Annotated in this window: 13 protein-coding genes; 2 read left to right on the top strand and 11 right to left on the bottom strand. The window is 42.0% G+C overall.

All coding sequences use genetic code 11. The features are described 5' to 3' along the window. Positions 1-59: 59 nt before the first annotated feature. From Q1B03_RS13040 to Q1B03_RS12985, 11 genes are all read right to left on the bottom strand, one after another. On the bottom strand, positions 60-1478 hold the full coding sequence (locus tag Q1B03_RS13040; RefSeq protein ID WP_299741781.1) for a bifunctional UDP-sugar hydrolase/5'-nucleotidase: 1419 nt from the start codon (positions 1476-1478) through the stop codon (positions 60-62). Between the two features lie 385 nt (positions 1479-1863). Continuing rightward, the gene (locus tag Q1B03_RS13030) at positions 1864-2367 is read right to left on the bottom strand and encodes an HIT family protein (protein WP_299741779.1); all 504 of its coding nucleotides are present in this window, start codon (positions 2365-2367) and stop codon (positions 1864-1866) included. A 339-nt stretch (positions 2368-2706) separates the two neighbouring features. Further along, positions 2707-2946 (bottom strand): DUF4825 domain-containing protein, encoded by a 240-nt coding sequence (locus tag Q1B03_RS13025; RefSeq protein WP_299742659.1) that lies wholly within the window; start codon positions 2944-2946, stop codon positions 2707-2709. A gap of 249 nt (positions 2947-3195) precedes the next feature. Beyond that, positions 3196-3747, bottom strand: a complete 552-nt coding sequence (locus tag Q1B03_RS13020) for a DUF3231 family protein (protein WP_299741777.1) — start codon at positions 3745-3747, stop codon at positions 3196-3198. A 181-nt stretch (positions 3748-3928) separates the two neighbouring features. After that, positions 3929-4549, bottom strand: coding sequence for a TetR/AcrR family transcriptional regulator (locus Q1B03_RS13015; RefSeq protein ID WP_299741775.1), 621 nt, complete (start codon positions 4547-4549; stop codon positions 3929-3931). Beyond that, positions 4503-5777: an MFS transporter gene (locus tag Q1B03_RS13010; protein ID WP_299741773.1), complete on the bottom strand. Its 1275-nt coding sequence runs from the start codon at positions 5775-5777 to the stop codon at positions 4503-4505. The genes Q1B03_RS13015 and Q1B03_RS13010 overlap by 47 nt, the downstream gene beginning before the upstream one ends. An 823-nt stretch (positions 5778-6600) precedes the next feature. Beyond that, entirely contained in the window at positions 6601-7053 is a 453-nt protein-coding gene (locus Q1B03_RS13005) for a YusW family protein (protein ID WP_299741771.1), read from the bottom strand. A gap of 144 nt (positions 7054-7197) precedes the next feature. Beyond that, positions 7198-7842, bottom strand: coding sequence for an SDR family oxidoreductase (locus Q1B03_RS13000; protein WP_299741769.1), 645 nt, complete (start codon positions 7840-7842; stop codon positions 7198-7200). A 99-nt stretch (positions 7843-7941) separates the two neighbouring features. Next, complete coding sequence (locus Q1B03_RS12995; RefSeq protein WP_299741767.1) at positions 7942-8982, bottom strand: zinc-binding dehydrogenase; 1041 nt, start codon at positions 8980-8982, stop codon at positions 7942-7944. 353 nt (positions 8983-9335) lie between these two features. Beyond that, a complete protein-coding gene (locus Q1B03_RS12990; protein ID WP_299741765.1) occupies positions 9336-9770 on the bottom strand; it encodes a cell wall hydrolase in 435 nt (144 codons plus the stop codon). 673 nt (positions 9771-10443) lie between these two features. Then, positions 10444-11058 (bottom strand): HAD-IA family hydrolase, encoded by a 615-nt coding sequence (locus tag Q1B03_RS12985; protein WP_299741764.1) that lies wholly within the window; start codon positions 11056-11058, stop codon positions 10444-10446. A 138-nt stretch (positions 11059-11196) separates the two neighbouring features. Between Q1B03_RS12985 and Q1B03_RS12980 the strand changes: the two genes are divergently transcribed. Both Q1B03_RS12980 and Q1B03_RS12975 read left to right on the top strand, forming a co-directional pair. Continuing rightward, positions 11197-11979 carry a CPBP family intramembrane glutamic endopeptidase gene (locus Q1B03_RS12980; RefSeq protein WP_299741762.1) on the top strand — a complete coding sequence of 261 codons (783 nt, stop codon included), beginning with the start codon at positions 11197-11199 and terminating at the stop codon, positions 11977-11979. A gap of 33 nt (positions 11980-12012) precedes the next feature. Continuing rightward, entirely contained in the window at positions 12013-12195 is a 183-nt protein-coding gene (locus Q1B03_RS12975; protein ID WP_299741760.1) for a hypothetical protein, read from the top strand. Positions 12196-12249: the final 54 nt, after the last annotated feature.

The following is a 12249-nucleotide window of genomic DNA, read 5'->3' as shown; positions in this document are numbered from 1 at the left end:
TCGTTTCCAGTGGTATTTTGACATCCGGTTCATACATCCCATGCCCAGCTCTATGCCATTTAACGAGTGAGTTTGACTGGACTCTCCCGATTGGCTCTTAAGTAATCCATAAACACATCCTTCACCATTTCTGTTTTTCCAACCTCGACTAATTTGTTCCCTTTCACCGAAGCGTATCCACATACCTCTTTATACAATAACGGCGAACCGGTCCCAACCTTGTACACCTTCTCTCCGACCAGGCCTTCGCCATTCACTTTAACATCGGAAATTACGCCGTCATTATCTCTCCACGTAACGCCGGAGAACGCTAAAGCCCCGATCGCAATCCCATGCGGCCTGAAACCATTCCCATATACAGGCTTGGAGATAACCTCTTGATTCAAACAATCCTCTATCAAACCGGCAATTTGTTCACCCTTAAGCTCCATTAACACTGGGGAATGCATGCTTCTGCATCGATTGTACACATCCCCCTTCGTTACATCGCCGGTTTCCAGCCCCTCATCCACTGCTGCTCCCCCATACATAATGCCAATCTCAGACTTCCAGTAGTCCCGCACGGCATCTGCTATTAACTGAATGACATCAGCATGAGTAAGTTCTTCACTGGTCGTGTACAATACCTCAGAGAAAAACTCATTCGTTTCCTCACGACCCTTTTCTAAAATGGCTTCCATACTGGCATCGGCTTCTGACTCGGGAGTGATCTCAACCAATTTCCCCTCAAAGGACTTGATCTTATCAAGACCATTCTCGATATGTAAATCCAATTTCAACTCCCCGACATATTGTCCGTGTGACCCAGCTTGAACAATCACGACACCTGATTCCACAACGGGACGTTGAAGCACCGTATGAGAATGAGCCCCAACGATCACATCGACCAGGCAGCTGACTTCTTTCGCCATCTCCACATCGGCACCATAGCCCAGATGGGATAGAAAGACAATGACATCTGCCCCCTGTTCTTTCAGATCCGCCACAGCTTTTTTTATTCCCCCAAGGGTTTCCAGATTCTTAAATCCGTGCTTGTTCTCATAAAGATCCCCGAATTGATCAGTCGCTCCAAAAAGTCCAACCTTCACACCGTTATCCACTGTCACAAGAAGCGTTTCTTTCATCCCGCCGATGGGAGTCCCGTCACCCTCTACGAGATTCAATAACAACCACGGGACACTTGATTTCCGGCTATGTTTTCGTATTAATTCCGGTGTCGATCTCAGCAGCTCATTATTCCCCGCCGACATCGCATGATACCCGACATCCGAAAGCATATCCAAATGCATATGGCCATTCGTCGCAAGACACTCATTGATGCTCATATCCAAATGATCCCCGCCATCGAGCAATAAATAACTTTCCCCTCGTGCTTTAAGCTCACTGACACGTTCCTTTATGTACGCAGCCTGCCGTACGACCAGTTCATAGTTTCCGTGAAGATCATTGGTGTGAAGAATGGTGATGGTTTTGTTCATATGTATTTCCCCCTGTTTATAATAGTTTACTAACCCGATGTCCGCGTAGTGATCAGGACCGTGCACTTTGACTTCCAATGTACGACGACAAAATCTTCTCTTTCAAACCACCATTACTCGTGAACAGAATAACGTTTCTGAACTTGTTTGGATCATGACTCTATCCGTGTGTCCATATGGATAACCTATTCTCATTGCTGTTTTGCCTTCCCCGCTAGATGTATCATCATCTCTCACCTCTTTAATATCGGATAATGGAATAGTGATGTTGCTTAATTGTCATTTGATATTTAAGTTTTCGTCTTTCTTTGTTACTTTTAATTCCATATGTTTCACTCCTATCCAAACATACATTTACGAAAATTCTGATAAATAGTTTCAGATTTCATTCACCCGCCTGCTTTATTTCACTCAGTCTATTAGAACGAAACCATCCTCTAAGCTTTTCCGCATAAACGAAACGGTCCGATGGGTCACTTAACACCCCATGAGTAAGATAAAGGTCATCATCAAAAGATCTAGGATAAACGTGCAGGTGATAATGCCAGACATCCTGACTGCCACCAGGTTCATTATGCTGTCTTGTTGAGATACCATCACAGCCATAGCATTCCTTGAGTGCCAGAGCGACCTGCCGGGCCAACTCATGTATTCTAGTAGCTATTTCTAGTGGCAGATCAAAGATATTTTCATAATGATCATTCGGTATGATGATCACGTGCCCTTTATTATTTGGCCACCATAAGGTTGCAATCAATGCTGTTACATGATCATCTTTATAAATAATATCCTGCTGCTTCGTTTGAACTCTCTTATTTTCTTCGTCCTCTTCTCCATTTACCGCCAAACAAAAAGGACATATATAGTTCAAAGGCATATGTCTATACATTCATTTCTCACCTTTTTTCTTAATTAGCGGTCGAGCTGATTGTGGCAAGAGAGGTAATCTTTTATACAAAAGGATTACCATCATACCTCTTCACTCAAAAAAATTGTTCACTCTATCCGAATCCTCCAAATATCCTTGGATGAACTTGCTCAGTTCTTCTTCGCTTGAAAATTGTTTTATATCTTTATCATACAAGTTCTCTAGTTCCTCTCTGGTTACGCTGAATTCCCGTTCAACAAAATGAAATTTCACCCATTCTGCGTTTTCAACTAATGCAAGGATATAATTGGCATTATGAAGAGCAAGCTCTTTGTAATTTGTTTTTATACCTTCACTTTTCTATACATTGATGTAATTCAGTGTAATGCCATAGGGCTCTTTTTTCGTTTGAACCTCCAATCCACTGATATGTTCACCATCCGGATTTGGCAATCTCCTGGTAATTTGGCCAACAGCACCATTATCCCCTACATAAGAAGCTTTATATTGAAATAGACCCTTCTCCTCTTGAACAGGACTTGAATGGCATCCACTCAAGAAAAGCAATGACAATATAAATAAAAAAGAGAAAATTTTCATTTCTTTCACTAGATTCTCTCCCTTTGACTCGAATTTTACAATTATACCGATCAATTCCAATTATTTCAAAACACTCTGCTCATCTCAAGGATTAATTCAAAAAAAAGGAAGCTTACCTTTAAGATAAACTTCCTTCGTAGACTATTGTTCATGAACTTCTTCATACTAAATTATTCGATCATCAAGTGATCAGTTGTAAATCCAATTCTTTCCCCTTTCAAATATATCAACCTTACGTTCAGGTAATCCTTAGCTTTTTTCCGGTAACCCAGGAGGATTATATTTAGGTGGAATTCTCAGCCAGCCTCTTGCAATCATTAGATTTTTTAAAGGGGCAGCGAATTTCATTAAGTTGATTTGAATGGAAAAGAACATTAATCCGACGTCGGTCCGAACGGTCTTGGACATAGCCTGTGCGCAAAAGGTGATAGAAGTGGCTACTTTGGCAGATATGAGATTGGCAATCTCATCATCCTTCAGTTTAACTCCTTCAGGCACCGCAGCTGAATTCGACGATGGTTTTGTAGGGTTGACCAAAGGCAACGGAACCCCTTCTTTTAAAAGGAATTCCTCTATTTTTTTCGTATCAGTCTTGCTACCTTCCAACGCATTTTGTAACACGTGTTCCATATCTTGATCACTCGTTGTATTCAGTCCTACTTGATAAAGAGATTGGGCTTCATGAAATGCGGTAAATGCTGTCCAAAGATCCATGACTTCACCGACATGTAAAGGGGGTTTAGGTGCTTCATCTACAAAATTTTTAATAATGGCTGAAATAGCTTCAAAAGTACTTGTCATCAAGTAGCCTCCTAATTGCTTGTCGCCACTATTATTCCTCATTATTCGTTATACATTCAGTGAAATGAGCTATATGTCGGATTCCTGCATTACAATACGTTTGTCGGTTAAGGGATCACAAATCCAAAAAAGGAAACCTCTCATCAGGAATTCCTTTTTCTTTCTTCTACTACGATTGCATCTATTCCTTCACATTTAATCCCCATTTCAAATACTCCAGAAGCATCTCGGTTTGTTCCTTTAATCGTATACTTTCAGAGTCTAAGATGGCATGATCCACTGCCATGCCATCAATCCAGGAGATAATGGACTTTGCTATCACTTCCACTTCGAACCGGGGAGCAAATTCTCCCGCTTTTATGCCTTCTTCGATTATGTGAATGGTCATTTTATAAGCTTGAACGAACCGCTTCCTGGCATGCTCCTGCCTTCTTTTTTCATTCCTTCCTGTAATGAAGTATTCCAGCTTGGAAGGAGCCAATGGATCCATGTTATTGGTAGGCTTTTTGGCTTCCCCAAGGAAGGTCATCAATAAAGCATCCCAGTAGGAGCCCTGATGTTTAAGCATCGCCTGAAGGGACTCATCTATCGACTGCATCTGCTGTTCTTCAATCAACGCTTCGAACAGATCCTCTTTATTATCAAAGTATTGGTACAATCCCCCCCGACTGACACCTGCCTTATCCATCACATGCTTCATCGTGGCCTTTTCATAGCCATGCTCAATAAATACCTCTTTTGCTGCTTCTAATAAGTTAGAGCGGCGTTGCTCCTTGTGTTCCTGACTGACTTTCGGTGACATCCTTCTCCCCCTCTTCTACTTTATTTCTTACCGAAACAGAAACAATGAATAGTACGATCAGTAATGAGCTTGTGACAATAAAGGATGGAATGATACCTATGATCGTGGCAAGTCCCCCACCGGCTAATGGCCCGATGATCGTTGCTGTAGTCGTTGTACTGTTGACCACTCCAAATACCCTTCCCGTCATATGAACAGGAGTTTTCACCTGTGCCGCTGCTTGAAACGGAATAAAAACAAATCCGGCTGAGCCCCCTGCCAGGAAGCCGAGTGCAGGAACCCAAAGCAATGACAGGCTTAGATCATAATACGTCAGGATCGCCATCGTTCCAAACCCTATTCCAATACCTAACACTCCGAAGCACATATAGAAGAATGCGTTGTAATCTGTTTTCTTAGAAAGGAAAATCCCTGTCACGAGCATACCGACACCCGCCCCCGTCACCGTATAACCGAATAGATCAGGAGATACATCGGTCAACTCACGAAGTAATACGATGATTTGGGAATCAGATAATTGCAGGATTAATAAGCTGACACCCAGTAGAAACAATCCATACAGTAAAAACCTGCTTTCCTTGATAAAGCCCATCCCGACTTTGATCTCCTCTTTAAAGGAAGGCCCACCCTTCTTCTCCATTCCCTCAACAGCTTCCGTTTCATTCAACGCTTTAGGTAAAAGCAAAATGAAAAGCGCAGAGAGAAAGAAAGTGGCTGAATCGATATAAAATACATTGTAGGTTCCCATCGTTGAAACCAGGATCCCACTCACCAACGGACCAATGATTTTCGTACTTGAATCGATGGTAGACGACAGAGATATGGCTCCCTTGATGTGTTCATCCTGGACCAGCTCCTTCAACTTCCCATTCTTTGCCGGCACAAAGACGGAAGAGAAAATTCCGATTAGAAACAAACAGCCGTACACCATCCAAACTTTCGTCGCAAGCGTCAATAGCAGGATGAGCACTCCCCTGACCACATCTGAAAAAATCATTAACGTCTTTCGTTCCATCCTGTCTGCAATGGTCCCCGAGATCGGTCCCAATAGAGCCATCGGCAGTGCCAGGCTCAGGATGATAAAGGACATCTGCATGGGTGTTGCCTCCCATTTCAGTCCAACCAGCGTAATGATTGCCACAATACTCAACCAGTCTCCCAAACTTGAAATAGCCTGTGCCGTCATTAAGGTAACGAAGTGTTTATTTTTTCTTAATGATGAACTCATCTTAACCCTCCCGCTCTTATAATAGACATAAATGTCGTTTTATTAATTTAATTATAGCGATACTTATATCTATTTTCAATCCTTTTTATCCATTATTCAGAAAGTTAAAAAGTAAAAATACTGCATTATAATACTTTTTTATAAGAAAAATTAAAAAGTGGTTATAAATGACACTTTTGTCGATTATAATAACGACATATGTGTCACTTTTTATTCAGCTCTCACATATCATTTAAAGAACACACTGATATTTAAAGAAAGGGAATGACGATGCTTGCCATTATTAAAGTATTTTTCAATCACTATCCTGCCCCAGAAGTAAAGCGCGTCACGGATGACATCCTAGATCGCCGTGCAAACTTCCATAACAGCATCGGTTAACCAACAACTAATGAAAGGAGAGATTTTTATGTTCATGATCATTATACGTTTTTTCCAAAGCCGTCCCGAACCCCAAGTTCAGCAAATCCAGAACAATATCCTGGATCGCAGGGCCCATCTCCATAACCTGATTGCTTAATCAATGAATGATTGAAAGGAGAGATTCCCATGTTAATAATCATTAAACGATTTTTCTACAGCCGTCCCCAACCTCTAGTTCAGCGAATCCAGGACAATATTCTAGATCGAAGAGCCACCTACCATAACCGCATCATCTAACTCACTTTTATATGTTTCCTATCATTTTTATTATCCAATGGAGGAGCTTATGATAAGGTTAAAGATTCATCTCACACCCTCGTATTCAAAAAAAAAAGAAATAGCGTGAATGAAAGCTGTTTCTTTTAGTCGCGGTATACCGATTAACAAAAAAACCGGAGTCTTATTCCCTGTACTCCTTTTCAACCCCATCAGAGTATGTAATTTCAAGTTCAAATACCTGATAGCCTTCTTCAACAGAGAATGCTTCTTTTACTTGCTGGATGACCTTTTGCCCGTCTGTATTTTGATCGAAGTCGAACCCTTCAAAGATAGGGGCGAGCTTGTCCATTGCTTCATCTGATAGCAGGTTTTGACCATTGAGGTCATCCTGGTATTTCGCTTCCACTCCGTCTTTTTCATTTTCATAGTCCACATCGATCGATTTATTATCTTTATAATCAACATCTAAATCGAAATTTGTAAAAGGAAAAGCTCCTTGTTCATTGTTCTCATTATTCGTATTTTCTACAGGTGCCTTTTCCGGTGGATTCTTGACTTCTTCCTTATCATTACAGCCTGCCAATAAAAAAACCGAGAAAAAAACAAGGGCTAAAACGGTTAACTTCTTCTTCATTTAATGACCTCCTTAAATATAGGTGGGGATAGTTTACCCAGTTTTGGAGGATTGAATCACTTATATTCGTTTATGGCTTTTTACAAGTAATTACTCTACAAAAAAAGAATGACCACCCTATGGATGATCATTCCTTCATTCTCCTTATATATTCCGCACAGCCTCTTCAATTCCATCATTTCCTGAAATCAGATCGAACCCTCGGTTGAATGTACGTTCCTCGGTAAGTGAAGCCACGATCGTTCTGGCCACATCTTCACGCGGAATCGAGCCTCTTGATAGATTCTCTGCTGCGGCTACCTTCCCTGTCCCTGATTCATTCAGTAATCCCCCGGGACGGATGATGGTATAGGTCAACCCGCTCTGTTCCAAAGCCCGATCCGCGAAATGCTTCGCCACATAATACGGCTTCAAGGACTCATTCCAGTTCTCACGGTGATGGGCCTGCAGGGCACTCACCATGACGAACCGGTCGATTCCTGCCTGCTTGGCCGCCTCCATTGCTTTGACCGCTCCGTCCAAGTCGATGAGCAATGTTTTATCGGCACCCGTTTTGCCCCCGGATCCGGCCGTGAATACGACGGCATCGGCATCCTTCAGGCCATTCGCAATCTGATCCACCGTTCCCTCTAAATCAACCAGTGAAGATTGAACACCATCCTGTTCAAAGGAATGCGCCTGCTCTTCCTTTCTCACAATCGCTCTTGGTGTATGCTCACTGCTTTCCTTTAAAAGCCCGACCACTTGCTTTCCAATCTGTCCATTTGCTCCTACCACTGCTACGTTCATTTCATCATCTCCTTATCCCGATTATTTTAGTATGAATTAATGATGACATGTTCGAAGTATGATGACAAATCATTTGTTTGGCGCATTAATCGAATGTATTTATTCTTCAGGTAGTAATACTATCTTCCCTAACTTCCCCTTATTCTTAAAATATACTTGAGCCTCTTTCGCTTGTTCCAAAGGAAAAGCTTTATCGATGACTGGTTCTATTTTCCCTTCAGAAATGGCCTGAAGCATTTCTTGAAACTCCTGCCTCGTCCCCAACACCGATCCATACATGGTAATATGCTTTAGATACAGTGTTCTGAAATCAAGCTCTGTCTTTTGGCCGCCTGCAGATCCCGAAATGCAGAACTTGCCTCCTTTTTTTAAAACCTTAAGAGATAGAGAGAACAACGCATCTCCCACCACATCTAATACAGAGTCGACAGGTCCTCCGTTCACTTCCAGGATTTTTTCGGCAAGATTTCCCGATTTATACGATAATACATGTGTGGCGCCTAATTCCTTCATTCTTTCCTCAGCACCCAAGTCACCAATAATCGCAATAACCTTGGCACCAAAGACCTTAGAGGCGATTTGCACGTTTAACGATCCGACACCGCCATTTGCTCCCGTCACCATAACAGTCTCTCCAGGTTGAACTTGGATCTGCTTGACCATATGCCAAGCCGTTAACCCGCTTACTGAAAAAACGGCGCTTTCCGAGTAACCGGAAAGGGGCATATCAAAACAGAGATCAGCTGGCCATGCCACATATTCGGCATAACCCCCGTCGTTTTCTGAGCCTATAAAGGACATATCCTCAGAAATATGTTCAGATCCCGCTTCTCCACTAGACGTAAACGGGAATAAAACAACATTTTTCCCCACCATCGATTCCTCTACCAGATTTCCAACTTTCACTATTTCGCCTGTAATATCCGACCCGGGTATACGCGGGAACTGTACTCCTTCAGGCCGCCACCCGGATTTTGAACCGGTACCGTATGCACCTTCTCTCATCCAGATTTCCGTATTATTAATGGCACACGCCTTTACCTTTACAAGTACTTCATTTTCTTTAGGTTCAGGTATGGGGATATCGACTACTTTTAACTTATCCACATCCCCATATCCTGTTACTTGTACCGCTCTCATATAATCATCACCTTTCTCTTTTTTGAATCCTATCTTTTCATTCCTATCAACAGGCTGCTTGTTATAAAAGAGCAACACACACGATATATTATTTCTCTTTCATTTATTTTCATCAACTTTCCTGTTTTGCATACTTTTAACGATGTTCTTAAATGTTACAATTCATTTGGCCCCCGCAAGGATAGTCATTGATAAATAGTAAAACGACCCGTCATGGACGAGTCGTTAGTCTTGTGTATGGAATTTGAAAAAGCTTTTATGACGTTTTACAAGTTTCTTTTCCTAATAAAAACAGGGGAACACTTGCCAGCCAAGAGTTCCCGTTTTATAAAATATCTACTTATCCTCCGCTATCAATAAACACTGGCACACGTTCCGGCTGCTGGTTCGTAATAACAATGGTTTTTGAATTGCCCTGAAAAAGGCTGATCATACCAAGTTGGAGGACACGGGGCATAAGGATTGAAATACCAAAGAGCATATTTCGCCGGATGCTGCGCCCAATAGTCCAGATTCTGCTTTGCTAATCTTTTCTCAACCGATCTCGCTCTGTTATAGAAGAGATTACCTTTTTGAACGGCTTCAAAGGAATAATTTCCTCCTTGCACTTGAAAGATGACTTGCCGGATGGACCTTACCTTCTTGAAGTCCAGGCAATCCGCTCTCGCCCGATTCACGATGACATTTCCAACATACAACATCCCTTGTTTTCCTTCACCTTCCGCCTCGGCTCTCATCATCCTTGCCATCAAGGCAACGTCTGCATCTGTATATTTGACTCTTGGCATTTTTCTCACCTCAGAATATTTTATGAAAAATGCCGCTATTCATGTCAGGATTTATTAATGAAGGAGAAACGGGACCGGTTCACTGGTTGAGGACATCTTGCTGCCTTTGAGAATTTCCCTTAACACTTAATGGCTTCAGTGGAAGCCTTCCAGCCATAGCACGCGTTAAGTTAAAGGAAATTCGACAAGTAGGATCAATTAATTTAATAGAGGATCGATAAATTAAAAATGGGATTGATAAAATCAAATCAGGATCAATTATCTGAGATCAGGATTGAAACGGTCCAATCCGGATCAATTCCTCCCTGGATGCATCTGCTTAAGAGGAATCTCACCCCAAATTCTGTCTCACAAGCCCTTTTAAAATCCTCCACTAGCTAAAAAAGGGTAATTAACGTCATTTCCGTACTAAAACAGTCCATTGGATACCGGTTCCGTCCACCTTCCTAGAAAATGGCCTCATCGCTGTATCCTACTACCGTTTATTCATAATGGCGTAACTTTCTCAAACCCCCAAAAAGAATGACCCTCCACTGAATCATTCCTTTTATATATCCTAGAACCACCCTCGCTCAAGCTGGCCCTTATTAAGCAACTGCATATATTGCTCACGTACGTTCCCTTGGGAGTAACTGGAGCTGTTTATAGTGCCTTTCCATTCGACTTCCTTCCCTCAAATGATCTTATACAACTCCTCCACACTAGTAACCACAAAATCAGCATGGGGATTCGCTACCCGCTTATCCGTAAAGAAGCATGAGCTGATCCCGGCATTCTTTCCTGATTCCAGATCCAAATCCCGGTCACCAATCATGATTGCTTCCAATTGATCAATATCATGTGTACGAATCAAATGTTGAATGGCATCGGGACTCGGCTTCCGCTCAAATCCGTGCTGTGAGGTAATGAAGTCTGAAAAGTAAGCCGTCAATCCGTAACTCTCCAGCATCCTGATCGATGACTCTCCCCTGTGGGTATATAGATAATTCCTTCTTCCCGTTTCATGAACATACTTACAAAGTTCCACGATTCCTTCAAAGGGCTTGGACCTGTCGAATTCAACTTTTTTTCTCCTGGAATTGTAGGCTGTAACAAATTCTTTCCCAATCCCATACTTTTCTTCATAGTGTTTTAGAGCGGATGTGATTGATACCTTCATCTGTTTCATGATTTCCTCTAACGTTTCTTCGATTCCATGACTTTCAAGCGTATCCTTGAAGGAGCCAGCCATGACGGGATATGTATCAAAAAGAGTGCCGTCGAAGTCCCATATGATATGTTTGTACATGTTCTTTCCCCTCTCTTATGTAACTTATCCTAATTTTACCACAAGCAACGGCCTCTTCATCTTTAACGAAAAAAGGACTCATACAAGATAGGAAAATTATGCTAAAGTATTTATAAAGAACAACCAAGGGGGACCCCCATGATCCGTTCACAGCAAACGATTTTCCTTATCAGTTCTGCCTCCCTGTTTTTCACAGGAATCATCCTTCTTTCATATAGAACATACGATTGGGGACTGTTGCCGCTCCTGGGCTTTCTCATTCTCTATCTTTCTACTAAAAAGAACCGATCGGTCATTTCCCTATTCCTGTTCTTCCTGCTCGGGTTACTGGTGTTTCAACTTGCAACCGGCTGGATCAACGAGTGGAATGTTTCAAAAGAAACGAAAATTCTGTTGAACAGGAGCTTCCTTCTAATCATCTTGATGGCGCTAGCATTCTCACACTTGATATCAAAAGAAAAAATCCGATTCTTCACTGAGTTCCCGAATTGGAGAAAGCGCATCTCCATGCCATCGCACACCATTTCATTGCCCTTATTCTTACTGATTGGCCTGGCGGGATCAAGCACCATCTTCATCCCACTCATCTGGTCCCTAGAAATAAGTGAGGTGAAATCCCTATTCCTCTTCGCAATAGGATTTACCATCCTTAACGCGATACTAGAAGAGCTGATTTGGAGAGGCATCATGTTGTCATCGTTGAAACGAAACGTCTCCGTCCTTTATGCCGTCACGGTGACAAGCTTGGGGTTCGGTCTCTTACATCTCTCCATCGGAATCCCGGTACTTCTGAGTCTCCTCTTCTCTTTCGGAGGCTTATTCTATGCCATTGTGGTGTTGAAAACGGATAGCCTCTATCCTTCAATTGCTTTTCATATGGTGATGAATATGGGAATGGTGTTGAATGGGTGGATAATTTAAACGAACACAAATCAATTTTCGGAGGTGAACGCCATGGAACTCTTTTTCGTCTTTATTAGCATCATCATCTTGATTATTTTTCTTTTTATCTTCTATATCATTATCGAGCGAGCCGTTCGAGAAGGCATTAATAGCTCGGTCATCGGACGATTCCTGAAAGAAAAGCATGGAATCAAAGAACCACAGGGGGACGAGGATTTATTCGAGGATAAGTAGAAGAAAGACTTCATTCAAAGGCATAATCCCTTTTTTCTATCGATACGTTATATA

It is taken from the genome of uncultured Rossellomorea sp. (genome assembly GCF_947488365.1).
In the GTDB taxonomy this organism is placed as follows: Bacteria; Bacillota; Bacilli; order Bacillales; family Bacillaceae_B; genus Rossellomorea.
This window is presented reverse-complemented; position numbering and strand designations above follow the sequence as displayed.